This window comes from Actinospica acidithermotolerans (genome assembly GCF_018139625.1).
Taxonomy (GTDB): Bacteria; Actinomycetota; Actinomycetes; order Streptomycetales; family Catenulisporaceae; genus Actinospica; species Actinospica acidithermotolerans.
On record NZ_JAGSOH010000029.1, the window covers coordinates 1 to 20,652 of the forward strand.

Sequence of the window (20,652 nt, forward strand, 5' to 3'; positions counted from 1 at the left end):
GCGTCGCCCGCGGCGACCCCGAGTTCCCGTTCCACGTCGCCGACGTGGCGGCCGCCGGTCGCCGCGAAGCACCCCGTCCCCGAGCACACCCGGACATGCCGCCGACCGCGCGCGGTGGCGAGATCCGCGTAGAACGAGGCGGGCCCGAGAGCCGCGGCGCGCGGCAGTCCGAGCCGCCCGGCCACCGCGGGCGCCCACCGCTCCGGCGGATCCGGCGTCCGCGCCCGCTCCAGGGCCAGTTCGTCCGTCAACGCGCCAACGACCGGACCGCGCCGCCTCGCCAGCGCGCGGAACGCGTCCGAACCCCGGTCTGCGCTCATGCCCTCCATCCTCGATCCGGCAGCCGAGCCGGAGATGGGCCGAAGGTCACTATCCGTCCGACCTCACGGCGAACTGGTCACTTGGCGCTCGTGCGGGCGTAGCGGCACAGGCCGCCGATACCCTGGGATGGTCCCCCGGCGGGTTCGGGGTCGATGACACGGATCGCGGCTCCGCTCAACACCGCCGCGCGCACCGCGACGTCCACGAGCTCGCCGCGCACATGCGGGCTCGCGTCCGCGGGCAGGTCGCCGCGGCGCCCCGCGACGTCTGTCGGGCCCGTGCCGAACCAGGCGGTGTGGTGCGCCTCCGAGCCGTCCGAGATCAGCAGGGTGCGCAGCCGGCCTTGGGCGAGCGCGCTCAGCGTCGCGTAGCCGCCTTCGATCGCGGTTCCGTTCGGCGATCGCCGCTCGGCGAATTCACTCATCACGGCTTCGGTTTCCTCTCGCCCCGCCCGGCGCGCGGCATCCTCCACCTGGCGCGCCCGATAAGCCTGCGCTCCGTCGGCGCTGCGGCTCCCGCTGACGGGGTGGACGGCCACACGCTCGCGCACCCAGGTCGGCAGGTGCTTGAGCAGATACTGCCGTGCCCGCACGTCGCCGGCGAGCATCAGCGTGTGAGCGTCCACCTTCTCCAGGGCTTCGGCCACGGCCTGCGCCACGGCGGCGGCATTGTGCTCCCACGAATCCTCGGCACGGTGCTGAAAGCGCATCTGCGACATGCCGCCGGGGCGGTTGCGCTCGATCTCGTCGTCCGGCCCCGCCACCCGCACCTGCTGCGCCGCGGTGGCCCCGTCGGCGTAGAGCTGCAGGTCGGCGCCCGCGCGGTCGACCACGGCGACGACGTGCGCGGGGTGCTGCTGCCGCCAGGCGAGCAGTGGCAGCAGGTGCGGAAGCGATCCCCACGTGGCCTGGTCCTCGATCTCGTCGGCGTTCTCGGGGAGGATCACGGAGAGGATGACGGCGCCGTCGGCGGCGATCGCCACGAGCCGGCCGGCCTCGAACCGGTGAACGTCGTACTCAAGGCTCAACGCGGCGAGGTCCTCCCGCTTCGCGCCGTGTGCCGCGAGACGGTGGCAGAGGTCCCGCCAGCGCGCTCCGGCGGTCAGTTCACGTTCGGGATGCGCCTCCAGGGCGAAGTAGACGGTCGCGAACGGCCCGTGCGAGGCGTAGAGGGAACGCAGGGCGTCAGTGCCGATCTCATTGCCAACGGTCATTCTGCGCTCACCTCGCCGCGTTCTGAGTGAGGAAGTCGGCAAAGGCCGAGAGGGTGGTCAGCTTCGGGTAGTCGTCCTCGTCGATGCGTACGCCGGTGCGCTTGGTCACCGTCTCGACGAGGGTGAGGAAGTCGAGGGAGTCGAGTTCGAGGGCGTCGCGGTACGGGTCGTCGAGCCCGAGGGCGGTGAAGTCGGCGTCGGGGACGATCCGTCGGATCGCGTCGCGGACGAGGTCGAGGGCTTCGTCGCGGGTCATAGCTCCTCCGGTTTCTGGAGCAGTCGGTCGAGTGCGGTCAGGAAGCGTGCGCCGACGGCGCCGTCGCTGGCGCGGTGGTCGGCCGAGAGTGTCGCGGTCACGGTCGGGTGCACCCCGAGCAGGCCGTCGACGGCGACGGGCCGCTCGGTGATCCTCCCGAGGCCCAGCAGGGCGACCTGGGGCGGATAGATGACGCCGTATACGCGTTCCACGCCCTGCTCCCCCAGATTGGTCACGGTCATCGTCGGGTCCGCGGTCTCGCTCGCGCGCAGTCGCCCGGCGCGCGCCCGGTTCGTCAGGTCCCTGAGGGCGGCCATGACTTCGGGCAACGGGAGCCGATCGGCGTCGTGCAGAGCGGGGGCGATCAGCCCTCCGCTGCGCAGCGAGATCGCCACGCCCAGGTGCACGCCCGCGCCGGGGACGAAACGGTCGTCGAGCCAATAGCCGTTGAGTTCGGGCACCTCGGTGAGGGCCCGGGCGGCCGCCTTGAGCACGAGTGCGGCGGGAACGAGCCGGTCGGCCACGTCAAGGCGACGGTTGCGCTCCCGCATCCAGGTCAGCGCGGCGTTCATGTCCGTCTCGGCCGCCAAGTAGTAATGGGGGATCTCGCGCTTGGACCGGCTCATCAGTTCGGCGATGGATCTGCGCATCGCCGCCGCGCGGTCCGACTGCGCGTTGCGCGGTTGCGGCTGCCGCGCCGTGGGAGCGGCCGCTTCGGGCACCACCGCGGACGGCGCGGAAGCAGCGGGAGCAGCGGGACCGGCAGACGGTGCGGCAGCGGCGGGAGCGGCGGGAGCAGCGGGAGCAGCGGGAGCGGCAGACGGTGCGGCAGCGGCGGGGGCGGCGGCCGCGCGCACGTCTTGCGCCCTGATCACGCCGTTCTTCCCGGTACCTCGGACGCGGCTGAGGTCGATGTGCAGCTCCTGCGCCAGTCGGCGCGCGAGGGGCGATGTGCGCGGACGGGCCCGCCGGGCGCGCGAAGCCTGTTCGACATCGGCGTGCGTGAGCCTTCCGCCCGGCCCGGTGCCCTTGACCCCCGCGAGATCGACGTGGAGGTCGTGGGCGAGGCGCCGCAGGATCGGGGAGACCTCCGCCTGCTCACGTGCGGACGACACGGGTGCCGGCGCGGGTGCCGGCGCGGCCACGGGCGCTGTCCGGCGCGGCACGGTCTCCCGACGCTTCGCCGGGGCCTGCGCGCCCGTCTCGCTCTCGATGACGGCCAGCGGAGTGCCGACCGGGACGGTCGTCGCCGGCTCGACGAGCAGCCGGTCGATCGTGCCGGTGTCGAAGCACTCGATCTCGATGGTGGATTTCGCCGTTTCGACCACCGCGACGATGTCCCCGCGCTTGACGTGGTCGCCTGGGTGCACGAGCCATTCGATCAGAGTGCCTTCGTCCATGTCGGCGCCCAACGAGGGCATGGTGAACTCGGCCATGGCATCAACTCACTGCCTTCTGCACGGCGGCGACGATATCTGCGGTCTGCGGCAGCGCGGCTTCCTCGAGTTGGCGGGCGTAGGGAATCGGCACCTCGGCGCTGCACACTCGCTCCACCGGCGCGTCGAGCTCGTAGAAGACCTGCTCGGTGATCCGCGCCGAGATCTCGGCGGCCAGGCTGCCGGTGCGCCAGGCCTCGTCCACGACGACCGCGTGGTGGGTGCGCGCCACTGAGGACATGATGGCGGCGTCGTCGAGCGGCCGCAGCGAGCGCAGGTCGATCACCTCGGCGCTCACGTCGAGCCGGGCGAGCTCCTCGGCGGCTTCGAGGGCCTTGGGAAGGCAGCCGCCGAACGTGACGATCGTGGCGTCGGTGCCGGGCCTCCGGATCGCGGCACGGCCCAGATCGACCGGGTCCGCCCCGGGATCCGGGTCGCCGGAGAGGTTGTAGAGGCTGCCGTGCTCGAAGATCAGCACCGGGTCGGGGTCGGCGAGGGCCGCGGCGAGCACGGTGCGGGCGTCGGCCACCGTGGCGGGCGCCAGTACGCGGATTCCCGGGATGTGCGCGTACCAGCCTTCGAGGCTGTGCGAGTGCTGCGCCGCGACCTGACGGCCGGCGCCGGTGGTCATCCGGATCACCAGCGGCACGGCGAGTTGACCGCCGGACATGTGCAGCAGCGTCGCGGCGTTGTTGAGGATCTGGTCGAGGGCGAGCAGGCTGAAGTTGACGGTCATGATCTCGACGATCGGCCGCATACCGGCCACGGCCGCGCCGATGCCCGCGCCGACGAATGCGGACTCGGACAGCGGGGTGTCGCGGATGCGTTCGGGGCCGAACTCCTCGAGCAGGCCGAGGCTGACGCCGAAGCAGCCGCCGTAGCGCCCGACGTCCTCGCCCATGAGGAACACGCGCTCATCGGCGCGCAGGGCCTCGCGCATCGCCTCCCGCATCGCTTCGCGGTAGGTGGTCTGCTGCGGCTTCGTGGCCGCCGATCCGGCGGTCATGAGGGCTCCGTCGCGCTGGTCACGTACCGCAGCAGGTTCTCGACGGGCTCGTACGGTGCCTGCTCGGCGGACTGCACGGCGTCATCGATCTCCGCGTCCACCGCCTTAGCGATCTCGTCGACGCCCCCTTCGGGTTCGCCGCCGGCGCGCAGCACGGCCGCGAGGGCGTCGACGGGGTCGCGGGACTTCCAGCGTTCGATCTCGTCCTTGTCGCGGTACCGGTCGGGGTCGTACATGGAGTGCGCGCGGTAGCGGTAGGTGAGCGCCTCCAGGAAGTACGGGCCGCCGCCCGCCCGGACGGCTTCCGCCGCGCGGCGTGCCGCGGCCTCGACGGCCAGCACGTCCATGCCGTCCACCGGCCAGGCGGGCATGCCGTAGGAGGCCGCCCTGAGCGCGAGATCGGTCTGCGCGTGCTCCCGGGACAACGCGGTGCCCATCGCGTAGCGGTTGTTCTCGCAGACCAGCAGCAGCGGCAGCCGCCAGAGCACGGCGAGGTTCGCCACCTCGTGGAATTCGCCCTCGGCGAACGCTCCGTCGCCGAAGAAGCAACAGGTCACCCGGCCATCGCCGCGCATTCGGTCGGCCAGCGCGAGGCCGCAGGCGAGCGGTATGCCGCCGCCGACGATCGCGTTGCCTCCGTAGAAGCGCCGGGAGGCGTCGAACAGGTGCATCGAGCCGCCGCGTCCCCCGCTGCATCCGGTCGATCTGCCGTACATCTCGGCCATGATCGAGCCGGCGGACACGCCGCGGGCGAGCGCGTGGCCGTGTTCCCGGTAGGTGGCGACCACCGCGTCCTGGTCGGTCAACGCCTGATTGACTCCGACGGCGACGGCCTCCTCCCCGATGTACAGGTGGACGAACCCGCGGATCTTCGCGGCGCTGTACAGCTCGACGCAGCGATCCTCGAACCGGCGGATCAGCAGCATCTGCCGCAGCAGTTCGCGTCGGTGCCCGGTCTCGGCATCTGCCGCCGCAGCCTTCTGCTTCGTGGCGACAGACGGCCTTCGATGCGCGGTGCGCGCCTGCCTGGATCTGGACGTGCCGCGTGCGGTGGGGGTGCGATCCGCTTTCATGACCGAAGGTCCTCCATCGTCGAGACGTCGCCTTCCGGCAGCCCGCGCTCGCGGGCGCGCAGCACGCGGCGCATGATCTTCCCGCTGCGCGTCTTGGGCAGGTTCTGGTCGAACGCGATCTCGCGCGGCGCGACGGCGGGCCCGAGCCTGCGCCGGGCGAACGCCAGCAGTTCCGCCTCCAGGTCCGGCCCCGCGGCGAATCCGATCTTGAGCGACACGAGTGCCTTGACCACCTCGCCCGCAACCGGATCGGGGCGGCCGATCACCCCGGCCTCGGCCACCGCCGGATGCTCCATCAGCGCGCTCTCCACCTCGAACGGCCCGATGAGGTGCCCCGCGGACTTGATCACGTCGTCGCCGCGGCCGACGAACCAGAACCAGCCGTCGCGGTCCCGGGAGACGAGATCACCGGTCAGATACCAGCCGTCGGCGAAGCAGGCCGCGTACCTGGCGTCGTCGTGCAGGTAGCCGCGGAACATCGACGGCCAGCCCGGACGCAGCGCCAACTCGCCCTCCGCCCCCGCGTCCAGGACCGTGACGCGTCCCTGGGCGTCGAGGAGTACGCGCCCGTCCTCGCCGCGCGCGAGCACCGCGGCCTCGACGCCGGGCAGCACCCGGCCCATCGAGCCGGGCCGGATCTCGCACGCCGCGAAGTTCGCGATCATGATGGCGCCGGTCTCGGTCTGCCACCAGTTGTCGTGCACCGGCAGCCCGAGCACGTCGCGCCCCCACAGCACCGCCCGCGGGTTGAGCGGTTCGCCGACACTGGCGATGAAGCGCAGTGCCGACAGGTCGAACCGGCCCGGCAGCTCGTCCGGTCCGGCCTGCGGCGTCGCCCTCATCAGCATCCTGATAGCGGTCGGCGCGGTGTACCAGACGGAGACGCGCTGCTCGGCCAGGATCCGGTACCAGCGGCGCGCGTCGAACTCGCCCTCGTCCACCACCATGGTCGCGCCGCGGGCGAGCGGCGCGATGATCCCGTACGAAGTGCCGGTCACCCAGCCGGGATCGGCGGTGCACCAGTACACGTCGTCGGGGTGCAGGTCGAGCGCGAAGCCGGCGGTGGCGTAGTGGGCGACCACGGCTTCGTGCACGTGGACAGCGCCCTTCGGGGTGCCGGTCGTGCCGCTGGTGAAATGCAGCAGCGCCATGTCTTGCGGGTCCGTGGGCACGGTCGCGAACCGGTCGTCCGCGGCGGCCATCGCCTCGTCGTACCGCATCGTGCCCGGATGCTCGCCGGCCACGGGTCCGACCAGCACCACGTGCTCGAGGCCAGGCAGCCGCCCCCGGTTCGCCTCGACCCTGCGCATGTACAGCGCCTCGTTTGTCACGAGGACCTTCGCGTCGCCCAACTGCATGCGCTGGCGCACCGGTTCCGGCCCGAACGCAGCGAACAGCGGGCAGAGCACGCTGCCGTTCTTCAGCGTGCCCAGCGCCACCGCGTACAGCTGCGGGCACCGTCCGAGCAGCGTGAACACCCGGTCCGACCGCCCGACCCCGAGGGCTTTGAGGACGTTCGCGAATTGCGCGCTCTGCGCAGCCAGCTGTCCGTAGGTGATATTCAGCACCGAGTCGTCGCGCCCGACGCATCGCAGCGCGACCTTCTCCCCGCGCCCTTGCTCCACGTGCCGGTCGACGGCCTCGAACGCGATGTTCAACCCGCCGCCTGGCATACCCGCCAGTTCAGCGCGCGCCCGCTGCCAGGAGAAGCTCCGGCAGGCCTGCTCGTAGTCGCGCAGGTTCGCCGCCCTGGCGGCATCAGCGTCCTTGTGGATCACCTCAGGGCACATCGGCCGGGCACCTCCTCGCGCTCCCCGCCGCCTCCCGGACGACGCGGAGCGGCTTCTTCCAGAATCGGACGCCGAGTGCGAGGAGAAAGGGCCGAAAGTCCCTTATCCTCCCATTCGGGCTGATCGACTCTGGAGGTGCGGGGAAAGCGGCTCTCGCCGTACCAGCCGAAGGAGGTCGGAGCGTGCCCTTCATCGACCGCATCGACGCCGGACGGCGTTTGGCGGGGTACCTGGCCTCGCGACTGCGCTCCGAGGACGTGGTGGTGCTCGGCCTGCCTCGCGGCGGTGTACCGGTCGCCGCCGAGATCGCGGAGGCACTGCATGCGCCGCTGGACGTGCTGGTGGTGCGCAAGCTGGGCGTACCGTTCCAGCCTGAACTCGCCTTCGGGGCCATCGGCGAGGACGCGGTACGCGTGATCAATCACTCCGTCGTGCGCACGCTGCGCCTGGACGACGAGGACATCGCCGAGGTCGAGGACCGCGAGCGAGAGGAGTTGCAGCGGCGGCTGCGCCGATACCGGGACGGGCGCCCGGCGATCCCGCTGGAGGGCAGGTGCGCGCTCGTCGTGGACGACGGCATCGCCACCGGAGCGACCGCCCGCGCCGCCTGCCTCATCGCCCGGGAGCGCGGAGCGGCCCGCGTGGTCCTCGCCGTGCCGGTCGCGCCGCGCGAGTGGACCCGTCGGCTCGGGGACGCGGCGGACGAGCTCGTCTGCCTTGAGACGCCGCGCGAGTTCTACGCCATCGGCCAGTTCTACGATGACTTCGCCGCGACCTCGGACGCGGAGGTGCGCGCCTGCCTGCGGCGGGCCGGGCGGCCCGGGTCGGCCGCCGGCAGCGAGGCGGCACGGGCTCCGCGGCCTCCCGCGGCCCAGGCCGCCGATCCCGAGATCGTGCTCCCCGTGCACGACGGAAAGCTGGCCGCGCACCTGGTCACCCCGCGCGAGGGCGGCGGGATCGTGATCTTCGCGCACGGCAGCGGAAGCAGCAGGCACAGTCCGCGCAACCGCTATGTCGCGGCGGCCCTCAACGGTGCCGGGTTCGCCACGCTGCTGCTCGATCTGCTCACCGAGCAGGAGGAACGCGGCCGGGCCGGCGTCTTCGACATCGAGTTGCTCGCCGAGCGGCTGCGGGCGGCCACCGCCTGGGTGGGTGAATGGCTGGGCGAGCTGCCGATCGGGTACTTCGGAGCCAGCACCGGAGCGGCGGCGGCGCTGTGCGCGGCGGCCGACCCCGACTGCCCGGTGCGCGCGGTCGTGTCCCGTGGCGGACGCCCCGATCTCGCCGCCTCGTGCCTGCCGTCGGTCACGGCACCCACCCTCTTGATCGTCGGCGGCCGCGATGAGGCGGTCATCGACCTCAACCGGCGGGCTCAGGCGATGCTGCGCTGCGCGAACCGCATGGAGATCGTGCCCGGGGCCACTCACCTGTTCGAGGAGCACGGCGCGCTCGAGCAGGTCACCGAGCTGGCAACCGACTGGTTCGCCGCGAACCTCCGCGGCGCGGCGGGCGGCGGCCCGGCCGCGAGCGGAACGCCGAGCCCGAGGAGGGCGTCACGTGGTTGAAGACGAGATCGCGCCGTTCATCGTGGTCGGCGTCGACGGCGCCGCCTCCAGCAGGGAGGCGCTGCGATGGGCGGCCCGCCAGGCCCGGTTGACCAAGGCGGAACTGCACGCGATCCGCGCCTGGGACTTTCCGGTCACCTACGGCTGGACGCCGGACTACTCCGACGTGGATCTCGCCGCGCAGGCGCATCAGGACCTGGCCATGACGATCACGCAAGTGCTCGGCGACCTGCCGGACGTGCCGATCGTCGTGCGGGTCGAGCAGGGGCCAGCCACGGCCGTCCTGGTCGAGGCCAGCCGCGGCGCGGACCTGCTGGTGGTCGGCAGCAGGGGCCACGGGGCTTTCGACGGCATGCTCCTGGGCTCGGTCAGCCAGCACTGTGCGCAGCACGCCGTCTGCCCCGTCGTGATCGTGCCCCCTCAGCAGGATTGAGGGTCCGTCCGGGTACGGTTCACCCGCCCCCCGAGGTGCGAATCGGGGTAAGCCGGGCAAAAGCACGGTATGACGAACACGACGAACCCGGACCACGCGTACCTCGAAGGCGGCCCGAACGACCTGCCCGAGCGCATCGTCGCGATCAGCCGCCCCGGCCACGACGTGAAGATCCCCCTGCGCAACGGATACGAGCACTTCCGGGCCACCGCGCGGGAGACCGATTCCGCCGACGGGCGGCTGCCGGTCTACGAGTGGTTCGAACGGACGGAAGCGGTGAGCTGACGGGAGGCGGGCGCAGCTGACGGGAGGCGGGCGCACAGCGCACAGCTACAGCTTGTAGCCGATCTGACGAAGCAGGGTTTTGCGATCCGCTTCGTCGCCGTCCGTCTCCACGCCGAGCGGCGCGGCGCCGTCGACGACCCCCACGATCCCGCGGCCGAGTCCGGTCTCGGCGATGAGCGCCTCGACGGGATTGGCCGTGGCGCAGAAGATCCCGCAAACCTCGGGCACCTGCTTGATCGCGTTCAGCACGTTGACCGGATAGCCCTCGCGCAGGCAGATGACGAACACATGGCCCGCGGAGAGCGCGACCGCGTGGGAGACGGCCATCGCCACCAGGTCCGGGTCGTTACCGGAGCGCCGGACGAGACGTGCGCCGGACGCCTCGCAGAAGGCCACGCCGAATCTGAGGTGCGGGCTGGTCCCCGCGAGGCATTCGTGCAGGTCTTCGACGGTCTTGATGAAATGGCTCTGCCCGATGATCACGTTCACGTCGTCGGGTGTGTCGATGCGGACGGTGCTCAGGTCCATACGAGATTCTCCGTCGCCTGCTCGCCCGCCGACGACGGCGTGTACACCATCCAGGTGAGCGCCTGCGCACGCCGTGGACAAGCGGGTCCGCGGTCCCGTCGCGGTGGTCTCGGTGCGCGCTGCCGGCACTGCGAAAGGGACGATCGGCATCGCCCACCGGGCCGTTCGGCCCTGGGCGGGGCAACCACCGTGACAGGTGATGGAAGCATGAATACCGACAAATTCGTCCGTGAGGTGATGAGCGCGACGGTCGGCTCAGCCGCCCCCGATGCCACGATCGGCCGCCTGGCGAGGACGTTGGCCGAGCACCGTGTCGGCGCCGTGCCGGTGGTCGACGGCGCGGGCCGGGTCATAGGCATCGTCACCGAGGCCGACCTGGCGCGCGGCGGCACGGCGAGCGGGTTCGCCACGGCGGCGGACGTGATGTCGGTGCCGGTCTTCGCCGTCCGGGCCGAGGATCGCGTCGATGATGCGCAGCGCGAGATGCGGCGCAACGGCGTGGGGCACCTGCCGGTTCTCGACGGCGCCGGGCGCGTGATCGGCATGATCAGGGCAAGCGATCTCCGGCGTACCGTTTCGCCGACAGCCATCGAGGAGGCCGAACTGCGGCGCCGGGTGATCGACCGCGTCATCGACGCCGGGGGCGAGGTAAGCGCGCTCAGCGTCGAGGAGGGCGTGGTGCGTCTTTGCGTGCATGTCGGGGACTGCGGCGAGATCCCGCTCATCGAGCAGATGCTCCGCGGTATCCCGGGCGTCGGCCAACTCGAACTGACCGTCGGCGCCGACGTCGATGTCGCACATCGGCTGTCCCCTCGGACGTCCGGCCGCCGCGTCCGTGCCCGGTCCCGAATCTCGAGCTGACGGGAGAGGTGCCATGTCGGAGCTGAATTCCCACCGGCGAGTAGTGGCCTGGACGAACGGGTCCGACGAGGCGGCGCACGCCACCGACTGGGCCGCCCGGCACGCGATGGCCAGGGCCCTCCCACTGCACGTGCTCTACGTACCGCGCTTCGATGCCCCGGTCGGTCAGGGCAGTTCCCCAGGGCACAGTTCCCCAGGACACGCGGCCGAGGGCGGCGACCTCGCGTCGGACGCGTCGGATATGGAGCGTGTCGACGCCTGCTTGTCGCGCTTGCGGGCCCAATACCCGGACCTCGCCGTGACCGAGCAGGCCGTGCTGTACGGACGCCGTTGCCCTGGGCCCGGACTCGTCGATCCCGAGGACATCCTCGTGACGTGGCCGAGCGGATACCTCGAACTCGCCGAGCAGACGGAACTCCACGTGCACGCGGCGGCCCGGCTCCCCGCGCCGACAGTGTTCGTGCCGCTCAACGAGGCGGCCCAGCCGAGCGGCCGGCGAGTGCTGCTGCTCACGGGGCCGCGCTTCTTCCCGGCGGCCGCGTCCTTCGCCTTCGCCGCCGCGACGGACCTGGGCGTGGCGATGGACGTGGTGCGCCTGCCCTGTGCCTACGACGAGTTCTTGGACGAACCCCGACCCGCCGCACACGGGCCGTACTCGCTGGGACCGCGGTTGCGCTCGGAGATCGCCGGCATGCAGGCCCGGTTCCTCGGCGTACCCGGCGAGTTCTACTCGCTCGGCGATCGGCCCTGGCCCGCGCTGCGCACCATGACCCGCGCGGCGCAGTTGGCCGTGCTGGGCGCGGGCGCCGGATCAGGCGTGGACATGCGCGCCGTCTATGACCTCGGCACCTGCCCGGTCGCCGTGGTGCCGGAGCGATCGAGACGCGCGGAGACGGAATCCCGGCGCGCCTTCGCGTCACTCGGCTGAGCCGTCGGAAAAGGACCAACGTCCATGGCAAGGGCCGGTCCGGCATGGTCCGATCGAAGGAGGGGTTCGCCGCGACGATCGGAGTGGAGCGGATGGCCGGGCGGTGGGAGTTCTGGGTCGATCGGGGCGGGACGTTCACAGACATGGTCGCCAGGCGCCCGGACGGAAGCCTCGTGGCGCACAAGCTGCTGTCCGAGGATCCGGCGCGGTACGAGGACGCGGTGATCGCGGGAATCCGCGAACTGCTCGGCGTCCGCTCCGGGCAGCCGGTTCCGGCGGAGCTGATCGGCTCGGTGAGACTGGGGACCACGGTCGCGACCAACGCGCTGCTGGAGCGCCGGGGCGAGCCGACGATCCTCGTCATCACGCGCGGTTTCGCCGATGCTCTGAGGATCGGCTACCAGAACCGGCCGCGCATCTTCGCGCGCGAGATCGTCCTGCCGGAACTTCTGTACGCTCGCGTGATCGAGGCCGACGAACGGCTCGGAGCGCACGGTGAGATCGTCGTGCCGCTCAACGAGGACGCGGTCGCGGACGGGCTCAGGAGCGGCTACGCGGAGGGTTTCCGCTCGGTGGCCGTGGTGTGCGTACACGGATACCGCTATCCCGAGCACGAATCGCGGATCGGGCAGATCGCGCGGGCGATCGGGTTCACCCAGGTCTCCGAGTCCCATCGGACGATCCCCCTGATGAAGCTGGTCTCCCGCGGGGACACGACCGTCGTCGACGCGTATCTTTCGCCGATCCTGGCACGCTACGTGGACAGCGTGGCACGGGAGCTCGGCGGTGTCAGGCTGCTGTTCATGCAGTCCAACGGCGGGCTCGCGGACGCCCTGAGGTTCCGCGGCAAGGACTCGGTGCTCTCCGGGCCGGCCGGCGGGATCGTCGGAATGGCCCGCACCAGCGCGGCGGCCGGCTTCGAGCGCGTGATCGGCTTCGACATGGGCGGCACCTCGACGGACGTGTCGCACTACGCCGGCGAGTTCGAGCGGCAGTACGAGACGGAGGTGGCCGGGGTGCGGATGCGCGCGCCCATGCTGAGCATCCACACCGTGGCAGCCGGAGGCGGCTCGATCCTGCACTTCGACGGGGCCCGGTATCGGGTCGGGCCCGACTCGGCGGGGGCGCATCCAGGCCCGGCCGCCTATCGCATGGGCGGTCCGCTCACGGTCACCGACGCCAACCTCCTGCTCGGCCGCATCCAGCCCGAGTGCTTTCCGCGGGTCTTCGGCCCCTCGGGCGACCAGCCGCTCGACACGGCGGTCGTCGGTGCCGGCTTCGCCGCGCTGGCGCGTCGGATCACCGCGGCCACCGGCGATCGGCGCGGTGCGGAGCAGGTGGCGGCAGGATTCCTGCGGATCGCGGTGGCCAACATGGCGAGTGCGATCAAACGGATCTCGATCCAGCGCGGTTACGACGTCACGCGCTACGCTCTCGCGACATTCGGCGGTGCCGGCGGGCAGCATGCGTGCGCCGTCGCAGACGAGCTCGGCATCACCCGGGTGCTGGCCCATCCGCTCGCCGGCGTCCTGTCCGCCTACGGCATGGGCCTGGCCGACGTCATCGCGATGCGTGAACGGGCGGTGGAGGAGGCGCTCTCGCCCAGCGTGGAACCGAGGCTTGAGGAGGTGGCCCGCGAACTCGAGGCCGACGGCCTCGCGGAACTGCGCGCGGCCGGAATCCCCGACGACCGGATCCGCAGCGAGCGCCGTGTGCAGCTGCGCTATGCGGGGACCGACACGGCGCTGCCCGTCGTCATGGGCCCGGCGGCCGAGATGCTCAGCGCGTTCGAGGCGACGTATCGCCGGAGGTTCTCCTTCCTGATGCCCGACAAGCCGATCGTGGCGGAGGCGGTATCGGTCGAACTCATCGGGGGACCCGGGCTGCTGTCGGGGGCGGAGGCGGTATCGGTCGAACTCGTCGAGGGACCCGGGCTGCCGTCCGGGGCGGAGGCGGAATCGGTCGAACTCGTCGAGGGATCCGGGCTGCCGTCGGGGGCGGGCGCCCGGCCCGCGCACTCGGGCGCGGCCGCACGCGGCACGCCCGTCCCGGCGGGGCGGGTCCGGATGTTCGCGGACGACGCGTGGCGCGAGGTGGACCTGTTCCATCGCGCCGACCTGCGGCCCGGAGACGCGGTGCCCGGCCCGGCCGTCATCGCGGAGCGGTTTGCCACAACGGTCGTCGAGCCGGGCTGGCGTGCCGAGGTGACCGATCTCGGCGATCTGCTGCTGTCCCGGTCGAGCGCGCCCCCGCGGGCGGCGGCCGTGGGCACCCGGGCCGATCCGGTCATGCTGGAGATCTTCAACAACCTATTCATGTCAGTTGCCGAACAGATGGGGGCGCGCCTGCGCGGGACCGCGCACTCGGTCAACATCAAGGAGCGTCTCGACTTCTCCTGCGCCGTCTTCGATGCCGAGGGCAACCTGATCGCCAACGCGCCGCACATCCCGGTCCACCTCGGATCGATGGGCGAGAGCATCAAGATGGTCGTCCGCCGGAACGCGGGTCGCATCAAGCCAGGCGACGTGTACGTGCTCAACGACCCGTACCACGGGGGCACGCACCTGCCCGACGTCACCGTCGTCACCCCCGTCTTCGACGAACAGGGCTCTGAACTCCTCTTCTTCGTCGCCTCGCGCGGCCACCACGCCGAGATCGGCGGCATGACGCCGGGATCGATGCCTGCCTTCAGCACCCGCGTCGAGCAGGAGGGTGTGTTGATCGACAATTGGCTGCTCATCGAGAATGGCGTGCTGCGTGAAGACGAGACGCTTCAACTGCTGGCCTCTGCGGAGTACCCGTCGCGCAATCCGGTCACGAACGTCGCGGACCTGCGCGCCGAGGTCGCGGCCAATGAGAAGGGCGTGCGTGAACTGGGCCGCATGGTCGAGACCTTCGGCCTCGACGTCGTCCACGCGTACATGGGCCACGTGCAGGACAACGCGGAGGAGTCGGTGCGCCGCGTCATCTCCGCCCTGCACGACGGCGAATACGCGTACGAGATGGACAACGGCGCCGTGATCAGGGTTGCCGTCCGGGTGGATCGCGCGGCACGCGAAGCGGAGATCGACTTCACCGGCACCTCGGCGCAACTGCGCGGCAACTTCAATGCGCCCTCGTCGGTCGTCATGGCCGCGGTGCTCTACGTCTTCCGCACGCTGGTGGACGACGAGATCCCGCTGAACGCCGGGTGCCTCAAGCCGATCCGCGTCACGATCCCGCCCGGCAGCATGCTCGCGCCCGCGTACCCCGCGGCCGTCGTCGCGGGCAATGTCGAGACCTCCCAGGCGGTCACCGGAGCGCTCTACGCGGCACTCGGGGTGATGGCGGAGGGAGCCGGGACGATGAACAACCTCACCTTCGGCGACGATCGGTATCAGTACTATGAGACTCTGGCGAGCGGCTCGGGCGCCGGAGACGGATTCGACGGCACCGACACCGTGCAGACCCACATGACCAACTCCCGGCTGACCGATCCCGAAGTGCTCGAGTGGCGCTACCCGGTTCGCGTGGAGTCCTACGAGATCCGCCGGGGCAGCGGCGGCGCGGGACGCCGGCACGGCGGCGACGGCGGCCGGCGGCGACTCCGCTTCCTGCAGCCGATGACCGTCAGCCTCATCAGCGGCCACCGGCGCGTGCCGCCGTACGGCATGGCCGGCGGCCAGCCCGGAGACCTCGGCCGAGGCCGCGTCGAACACGCCGACGGCCGGGTGACCGAGCTGCGCGGCTGCGACACGGTGCGCGTGGAGGCGGACGACCTTCTCGTGATCGAGACCCCCGGCGGAGGCGGCTACGGACCGCCCGCCGCCGGAGGCTGAAGCCGCGCCGAGAGGTTCGCGCGCCTGCCCCGGCCCCGGAACACCGCACGGACGGCCCCGGAACACCGCACGAACCACCCCGTCGACCGCACGCTGCTCTCCGTGGGCGGCGGACGCCACCCTGGAGGTGACGCGGGGCGCGGCATTGACGCGATAGCATGCGGCGGACACTGAGGGAGTCAGTGTCTTGTCACTGGTGAGGGGAACCGTCGTGAGCACGACGTCCGTGATGCTGAAAGCGTCGTTCCGGGTCTTGCGGGAGCACAGGCGTCTGCTCGTGCTCCCGGCACTGTCGATCACGGCGGAGGCCGTCGTCGGCGCGTCGTTCGCGGTGCCCTACATCATGACCGGTCACGGCTCGTCCGCCGACGCGACGCACCTGACACCGGCGACGGACGTTCTGCTCGGCCTCTTCTCGCTGATCGCTACGACCATCAGCCTGTTCTTCAGCGCGGCCCTGTTCCTGGCCGTGGCCGACGCGATGAACGGCGACGAGGTGAGGCTGAAGACGGCACTGCGCGGCGCGCTGCGGCGGCTCCCGACGATCTTCGCGTGGGCAATCGTGTCGTGCACGGTCTCGCTCGTCGTGCGGACCATCGACAAGCGAGTGCCGCTCTCAAGCCTCGTACTCAGCATCTCCTGGACGTGCGTCAGCATGCTCGCCCTGCCGATGATGATCTTCGAGGGAGTCGGCGCCGTCGAAGGAGTCCGCAGGTCCATGGCGGTCTTCAAGAGCACGTGGCGTGAGCAGGCCATCGGAACCATGCGGCTCGGCGTGTACGCGCTGCTAATGTTCCTCCCGGCGCTGCTCGTGTTCGTCGCGGGCCTCACGACGGCCGACGGCCCCGACATCGTCCTGTCGATCGCGATCTGCGCACTCTGGCTCGGCCTGTGCTCCCTCATCGTGTCCTGCCTCAACGGCGTCTACCGGGTCGCGGTCTACCGCTTCGCGACCACCGGCGTCGCGCCGGAGCACTTCAGCGCGCTGGGTCTCGGCAAGGCGTTCCGGTAAGCCGTGAACCGAGCTGTGCGGCGCTCGCCGGCGCAAGGGCGATCGGCGGTTAGGGGGACCTGCCACGTACGGCCGGTCCCCCTCACTGCTTGCGTCGGTCGCTCAGTTCGCGGCCTTGGCCGCGGCGATCTCGCGGCGGACCTCGTCCATGTCCAGGGCGCGGGCCTGGCCGATGAGGTCGTCGAGGGCGGCCTCGGGCAGGGCGCCGGGCTGCGAGTAGACGACGACGCCGTCGCGGACGATCATCAGGGTCGGGATCGAGCGGATCTCGAAGGCGGCGGCGAGCTCGGGCTGGGCCTCGGTGTCGACCTTGCCGAACATCAGGTCCGGGTTGCCCTCGGCGGCGCGCTCGTACACCGGGCCGAACTGGCGGCAGGGGCCGCACCAGGACGCCCAGAAGTCCAGCAGGATCAGTCCGTCGTTGCCGACCTTCTCGTCGAAGTTCTCCTTCGTCAGTTCCACCGTGTGCGCACCGTTGCCTGCCATGCCCGTTCCTTCCATCCGTGCCGTGCCCCGTGGCCGGCTGCCTGGGGGGCGATACCCTGCCGGGTATAGCGGGCATAGGTCGTTATTTATTTCGTCTTTGTCGGCGGCGTCTGCCAGGATGGGTCAGGAAGTAGGAGACCCACATGCATCTCGCCCGTTACAAGTCCGTTCTCGCGCTGCCCGGAATGCGCACCTTCATGCTGGTCTCGCTGATCGCCCGGATCCCGGGGACGGCGTGGACGACGGCGCTCACGCTGAGCGTCGTGCTCGACCGGCACCGCAGCTACGCCGAGGCGGGCGCGGCCACCGCCGCGTTCACCGTCGGGCTCGCGCTCGGTTCGCCGCTGCTCGGGCGGGCAATAGACCGGGGCGGGCCGCGGCCGGTGCTGCTGCTGACCGGGCTGGTCTCGCTGCTGTTCTGGAACCTGGTGCCGATACTGCCGTATTCCGCGGTGCTCGCCCTCGCTGTTCCGTGCGGCGCGCTGCAGGTGCCGGTGACGACGCTGGTGCGGCAGTCGCTGGCCGCGCGCGTGCCGGAGCAGGTGCGGCGGCAGGCGTACTCGCTGGACTCGATGGCCGTCGAGCTGTCCTTCATGGTCGGCCCGGCGCTCGCGGTACTGGCGATCACGCAGCTCGGCGAGGCGACGTCGACGCTGCGGGTGCTCGGCGTCGGGCTCGGGCTGAGTGCGGCGGTCCTGTACGCGTACAACCCGCGGCTGCACGACGGCGCTTCTTCCGTCGGCAAGGCGGGCGCGGAAGGTGCGGAGCACGCCGCCGCGCGGCCGAAGGCCAAGGCGGCTTGGCTCGCTCCGGGCTTCCTGATGATCCTCGCCGTCTGCGCGGCCGCCTGCATGATGCTGGCGTCCACGGACGTCGCGATCGTCGCCGTGCTGCGCGGGCACGGGCAGATCGAGTGGGCCGGCATCGTCGTGATCACCTGGTGCGCGGCGTCGATGGTCGGCGGATTCGTGCATGGCGCGATGCCGCGGCCGCTGCCGATGACGGTGCTGCTGCTCGCACTGGGAGCGCTGAGCATCCCGATCGGCCTGGCCGGTTCGTGGTGGCTGCTGTGCCTCGTGGTGATCCCCGCCGGGCTCGCCTGCGCTCCGACGATCGCCTCGACGGTGGACGGCGTGAGCCGCGCGGTGCCGGCCGAGCGCCGCGGTCAGGCGATGGGCATGCACAGCGCGGCGCTGACCGTCGGCGGCGCGATCGGCTCCCCGCTGGTCGGCATCGTCATCGACAGCGGCGGCACCGGCTGGGGCATGGCCGTGATGGGCGCGATGGTGTGCGTGCTCGCACTGGTCGGGATCACGGCCCAGTTCCTGCGACGCCAGCAGGTCGCGGCGGCGCGCGTGTTCGAGGACTACTCCCCCGCCCGCGCCGCCTACGAGACCGGGTCTTGACCGCGCGGCGGGCTTGGGGATGGGCCGCCGGTCCGGCTCGACGGATTCGACGGAATCGACGGAATCGACGGATTCGACGGAATCGCCGGAATGGGATTCGACATCGGCCCGCACGCGTGTCCGGCGCGAATTCGACGTCGGCGCGACACGTGCCGCTGGCGCCGCGGGGCTACCGGCCCTTACCTTTGCTCGCGTGACTAAGCAGAGAACCGTGGGCGTACTCCGGGTGGTGTTCGGGCTGCTCGGCCTCGTCGCGCTCACGGTCGGATACGACCGGGACATCCACACCGGCGACGCGGTGAACTTCTGGTTCTACTTCACCGACCTGTCCAACATGTTCGCCGCGGGCGTGTTCCTGTACGGCGGGATCGCGGTGCTGCGCGGACGTCCTGGCGTGCCGGACCTGATGCGCGGGGCGGCGGTGCTCTACCTGGTGATCACTGGGCTGGTGTACTGGACGCTGCTCGCCAACACGATCAACGCGCAGACGATCGTGTGGGAGAACGACATCGTGCACGGGGTGATGCCCACCGTGCTGGTGATCGACTGGCTCGTCTCACCGCCCGCCAGGCGCCTCGGTTTCGGCAAGGCCAGCCGCTGGCTCGCCTTCCCGATCCTCTACCTCGCGGTCTCGCTCATCCGCGGGCCGATAGTGCGCTGGTGGCCCTACGACTTCCTGGACCCGACCCAGCCCGGCGGATACACGCACGTGACGACCTGGTCGTTCATCGTCACCGGCGTCTTCGTGGTCTTCATGCTGCTGATCGTGTGGGCGGGCAATCAGCTCGGCTCCTCGTCCGGCAGCCCGAGCAGCGACCGCAGCCTCTCGACGCGGTCCGCGTAGCGCTCCTCGACGCCGTGGCGCGTCGGGCGGTAGTAGCGGGTTCCGTGGATCGAGTCCGGCGCGTACTGCTGGGCGGCGACGGCGTTCGGCAGGTCGTGCGGATAGACGTACTCCTGGCCGTGGCCCAGCTTCTTGGCGCCCTTGTAGTGCGCGTCGCGCAGATGTGGCGGGACCGGGCCGGCCTTGCCCGCACGGACATCGGCGAGCGCCGCACCGATGGCGAGCGTGGCAGCGTTTGACTTGGGGGCCAGCGCGAGCGCGATCACGGCCTGGGACAGCGAGAGCTGCGCCTCGGGCCAGCCGATGAAGGACACCGCCTGCATCGCGGCGACAGCCGTGGGCAGCGCGGACGGGTCGGCCAGGCCGATGTCCTCGCTGGCCGAGATGACCAGCCGGCGGGCGATGAAGCGCGGGTCCTCGCCCGCCTCGATCATCCGCGCCAGGTAGTGCAGCGCGGCGTCCACATCCGAACCGCGGATCGACTTGATCAGCGCCGAGGCCACGTCGTAGTGCTGGTCGCCGTCCTTGTCGTAGCGCACGGCGGCCCGGTCGACGGCCTGCTCCAGGATGGCGACGGTGATCTCGTCCGAACCGCTGTCCTTCGCCGCTCCCGCCCCGGCCTCCAGCGCGGTCAGCGCCCGGCGCGCGTCTCCCCCGGCCATCCGCAGCAGGTGGCCGCGCGCCTCCTCGGCGAGGGTGACGGTGCCGGCCAGGCCGCGCTCGTCGGCCAGCGCCCGGTCGATCAGGGAGCTGATGTCGGCCTCGTCGAGCTGCTCCAGGGTGAGCAGCAGGGACCGGGACATCAGCGGGGAGATGACCGAGAAGTAGGGGTTCTCGGTCGTGGCCGCGATGAGGGTGACCGTGCGGTTTTCCACCGCGGGCAGCAGGGAGTCCTGCTGGGCCTTGGAGAAGCGGTGGATCTCGTCGAGGAACAGCACCGTCTCCCGGCCGTAGCCGGCGAGCTGGGTGCGCGCCTCGTCCAGGGCAGCGCGCACCTCCTTGACGCCGGCGGTGATCGCCGAGAGCTCCAGGAAGTGCCGGTCGGTGCTCTGCGCCACGACGTGCGCCAGCGTGGTCTTGCCGGTGCCGGGCGGGCCCCAGAGGATCACCGAGGCGGGCACGGCGCGGGACTGCGCGGAGGCCTCGACGAGCCGGCGCAGCGGGGAGCCGGGACGCAGCAGCTTGGCCTGGCCGACGACTTCGTCGAGGGTGCGCGGGCGCATGCGCGCGGCGAGCGGGGCGCGGGATTCGCCCTGCTCGCGGCTCGCGTAGTCGAAGAGGCTGTCGGCCGGCATGGCACGAGCCTAATACGCGGCGCCGACAAATCCGGATCAAGGAGTAGGCGCGGGCCCGCGCGAGCGCCGTACCGGATCAAGGAGTACGTGCAGGGC

Annotated in this window: 19 protein-coding genes; 9 read left to right on the forward strand and 10 right to left on the reverse strand. The window is 71.3% G+C overall.

Features of this window, described 5'->3' with window-relative positions; translation table 11 throughout:
* From KDK95_RS12505 to acsA, 7 genes are all read right to left on the reverse strand, one after another.
* A partial coding sequence (locus KDK95_RS12505) for an NAD(P)H-dependent oxidoreductase subunit E (RefSeq protein WP_212518281.1) occupies nucleotides 1-320 on the reverse strand: 320 nt, incomplete at its 3' end.
* A 77-nt stretch (nucleotides 321-397) separates the two neighbouring features.
* Nucleotides 398-1,534 (reverse strand): baeRF2 domain-containing protein, encoded by a 1,137-nt coding sequence (locus KDK95_RS12510; RefSeq protein WP_212518282.1) that lies wholly within the window; start codon nucleotides 1,532-1,534, stop codon nucleotides 398-400.
* A gap of 7 nt (nucleotides 1,535-1,541) precedes the next feature.
* Complete coding sequence (locus tag KDK95_RS12515; RefSeq protein ID WP_212518283.1) at nucleotides 1,542-1,790, reverse strand: acyl carrier protein; 249 nt, start codon at nucleotides 1,788-1,790, stop codon at nucleotides 1,542-1,544.
* Nucleotides 1,787-3,226: a dihydrolipoamide acetyltransferase family protein gene (locus KDK95_RS12520; RefSeq protein ID WP_212518284.1), complete on the reverse strand. Its 1,440-nt coding sequence runs from the start codon at nucleotides 3,224-3,226 to the stop codon at nucleotides 1,787-1,789. The genes KDK95_RS12515 and KDK95_RS12520 overlap by 4 nt, the downstream gene beginning before the upstream one ends.
* 4 nt (nucleotides 3,227-3,230) lie before the next feature.
* The gene (locus KDK95_RS12525; protein ID WP_212518285.1) at nucleotides 3,231-4,232 is read right to left on the reverse strand and encodes an alpha-ketoacid dehydrogenase subunit beta; all 1,002 of its coding nucleotides are present in this window, start codon (nucleotides 4,230-4,232) and stop codon (nucleotides 3,231-3,233) included.
* The gene (pdhA, locus tag KDK95_RS12530) at nucleotides 4,229-5,305 is read right to left on the reverse strand and encodes a pyruvate dehydrogenase (acetyl-transferring) E1 component subunit alpha (protein WP_212518286.1); all 1,077 of its coding nucleotides are present in this window, start codon (nucleotides 5,303-5,305) and stop codon (nucleotides 4,229-4,231) included. The genes KDK95_RS12525 and pdhA overlap by 4 nt, the downstream gene beginning before the upstream one ends.
* Nucleotides 5,302-7,095, reverse strand: a complete 1,794-nt coding sequence (acsA, locus tag KDK95_RS12535; protein ID WP_212518287.1) for an acetate--CoA ligase — start codon at nucleotides 7,093-7,095, stop codon at nucleotides 5,302-5,304. The genes pdhA and acsA overlap by 4 nt, the downstream gene beginning before the upstream one ends.
* Before the next feature lie 182 nt (nucleotides 7,096-7,277).
* Between acsA and KDK95_RS37670 the strand changes: the two genes are divergently transcribed.
* From KDK95_RS37670 to KDK95_RS12550, 3 genes are all read left to right on the forward strand, one after another.
* Nucleotides 7,278-8,660, forward strand: coding sequence for a phosphoribosyltransferase family protein (locus tag KDK95_RS37670; protein WP_212518288.1), 1,383 nt, complete (start codon nucleotides 7,278-7,280; stop codon nucleotides 8,658-8,660).
* Nucleotides 8,653-9,093, forward strand: a complete 441-nt coding sequence (locus KDK95_RS36875) for a universal stress protein (protein ID WP_212518289.1) — start codon at nucleotides 8,653-8,655, stop codon at nucleotides 9,091-9,093. Before KDK95_RS37670 ends, KDK95_RS36875 begins: the two co-directional genes overlap by 8 nt.
* 69 nt (nucleotides 9,094-9,162) lie before the next feature.
* Nucleotides 9,163-9,378, forward strand: coding sequence for a DUF5988 family protein (locus KDK95_RS12550; protein WP_212518290.1), 216 nt, complete (start codon nucleotides 9,163-9,165; stop codon nucleotides 9,376-9,378).
* Nucleotides 9,379-9,423: 45 nt separating this feature from the next.
* Here KDK95_RS12550 and KDK95_RS12555 read toward each other — a convergent pair whose 3' ends face one another.
* A complete protein-coding gene (locus KDK95_RS12555; protein ID WP_212518291.1) occupies nucleotides 9,424-9,906 on the reverse strand; it encodes an adenosine-specific kinase in 483 nt (160 codons plus the stop codon).
* 39 nt (nucleotides 9,907-9,945) lie between these two features.
* Here KDK95_RS12555 and KDK95_RS12560 point away from each other — a divergent pair, with 39 nt between their 5' ends.
* The 4 genes from KDK95_RS12560 (at nucleotide 9,946) to KDK95_RS12575 (ending at nucleotide 16,525) form a co-directional block, all read left to right on the forward strand.
* Nucleotides 9,946-10,767 carry a CBS domain-containing protein gene (locus tag KDK95_RS12560; protein WP_212518292.1) on the forward strand — a complete coding sequence of 274 codons (822 nt, stop codon included), beginning with the start codon at nucleotides 9,946-9,948 and terminating at the stop codon, nucleotides 10,765-10,767.
* Between the two features lie 13 nt (nucleotides 10,768-10,780).
* Nucleotides 10,781-11,695 (forward strand): universal stress protein, encoded by a 915-nt coding sequence (locus KDK95_RS12565; RefSeq protein ID WP_212518293.1) that lies wholly within the window; start codon nucleotides 10,781-10,783, stop codon nucleotides 11,693-11,695.
* Nucleotides 11,696-11,787: 92 nt separating this feature from the next.
* Nucleotides 11,788-15,513 carry a hydantoinase B/oxoprolinase family protein gene (locus tag KDK95_RS12570; RefSeq protein ID WP_372463318.1) on the forward strand — a complete coding sequence of 1,242 codons (3,726 nt, stop codon included), beginning with the start codon at nucleotides 11,788-11,790 and terminating at the stop codon, nucleotides 15,511-15,513.
* 211 nt (nucleotides 15,514-15,724) lie between these two features.
* Entirely contained in the window at nucleotides 15,725-16,525 is an 801-nt protein-coding gene (locus KDK95_RS12575) for a DUF6159 family protein (protein WP_212518295.1), read from the forward strand.
* 102 nt (nucleotides 16,526-16,627) lie between these two features.
* Here KDK95_RS12575 and trxA read toward each other — a convergent pair whose 3' ends face one another.
* Nucleotides 16,628-17,011, reverse strand: a complete 384-nt coding sequence (gene trxA / locus KDK95_RS12580) for a thioredoxin (protein ID WP_212518296.1) — start codon at nucleotides 17,009-17,011, stop codon at nucleotides 16,628-16,630.
* A gap of 143 nt (nucleotides 17,012-17,154) precedes the next feature.
* On the opposite strand from trxA, the gene KDK95_RS12585 reads away from it, so the two are divergent.
* Together KDK95_RS12585 and KDK95_RS36880 are read left to right on the forward strand one after the other, a co-directional pair.
* A complete protein-coding gene (locus KDK95_RS12585) occupies nucleotides 17,155-18,417 on the forward strand; it encodes an MFS transporter (RefSeq protein ID WP_212518297.1) in 1,263 nt (420 codons plus the stop codon).
* A 193-nt stretch (nucleotides 18,418-18,610) separates the two neighbouring features.
* Complete coding sequence (locus KDK95_RS36880) at nucleotides 18,611-19,261, forward strand: Pr6Pr family membrane protein (protein WP_212518298.1); 651 nt, start codon at nucleotides 18,611-18,613, stop codon at nucleotides 19,259-19,261.
* Here KDK95_RS36880 and KDK95_RS12595 read toward each other — a convergent pair.
* A complete protein-coding gene (locus tag KDK95_RS12595) occupies nucleotides 19,198-20,556 on the reverse strand; it encodes a replication-associated recombination protein A (protein WP_212518299.1) in 1,359 nt (452 codons plus the stop codon). The two genes, KDK95_RS36880 and KDK95_RS12595, sit on opposite strands and share 64 nt — an antisense overlap.
* Nucleotides 20,557-20,652: the final 96 nt, after the last annotated feature.

Bases quoted from the DNA above. Each gene is read 5' to 3' on its own strand.
- KDK95_RS12510 (WP_212518282.1), bottom strand. From the start codon at position 1,534: ATGACCGTTGGCAATGAGATCGGCACTGACGCCCTGCGTTCCCTCTAC.
- KDK95_RS12515 (WP_212518283.1), bottom strand. From the start codon at position 1,790: ATGACCCGCGACGAAGCCCTCGACCTCGTCCGCGACGCGATCCGACGG.
- KDK95_RS12520 (WP_212518284.1), bottom strand. From the start codon at position 3,226: ATGGCCGAGTTCACCATGCCCTCGTTGGGCGCCGACATGGACGAAGGC.
- KDK95_RS12525 (WP_212518285.1), bottom strand. From the start codon at position 4,232: ATGACCGCCGGATCGGCGGCCACGAAGCCGCAGCAGACCACCTACCGC.
- pdhA (WP_212518286.1), bottom strand. From the start codon at position 5,305: ATGAAAGCGGATCGCACCCCCACCGCACGCGGCACGTCCAGATCCAGG.
- acsA (WP_212518287.1), bottom strand. From the start codon at position 7,095: ATGTGCCCTGAGGTGATCCACAAGGACGCTGATGCCGCCAGGGCGGCG.
- KDK95_RS12550 (WP_212518290.1), top strand. From the start codon at position 9,163: ATGACGAACACGACGAACCCGGACCACGCGTACCTCGAAGGCGGCCCG.
- KDK95_RS12555 (WP_212518291.1), bottom strand. From the start codon at position 9,906: ATGGACCTGAGCACCGTCCGCATCGACACACCCGACGACGTGAACGTG.
- KDK95_RS12565 (WP_212518293.1), top strand. From the start codon at position 10,781: ATGTCGGAGCTGAATTCCCACCGGCGAGTAGTGGCCTGGACGAACGGG.
- KDK95_RS12570 (WP_372463318.1), top strand. From the start codon at position 11,788: ATGGCCGGGCGGTGGGAGTTCTGGGTCGATCGGGGCGGGACGTTCACA.
- trxA (WP_212518296.1), bottom strand. From the start codon at position 17,011: ATGGCAGGCAACGGTGCGCACACGGTGGAACTGACGAAGGAGAACTTC.
- KDK95_RS12585 (WP_212518297.1), top strand. From the start codon at position 17,155: ATGCATCTCGCCCGTTACAAGTCCGTTCTCGCGCTGCCCGGAATGCGC.
- KDK95_RS12595 (WP_212518299.1), bottom strand. From the start codon at position 20,556: ATGCCGGCCGACAGCCTCTTCGACTACGCGAGCCGCGAGCAGGGCGAA.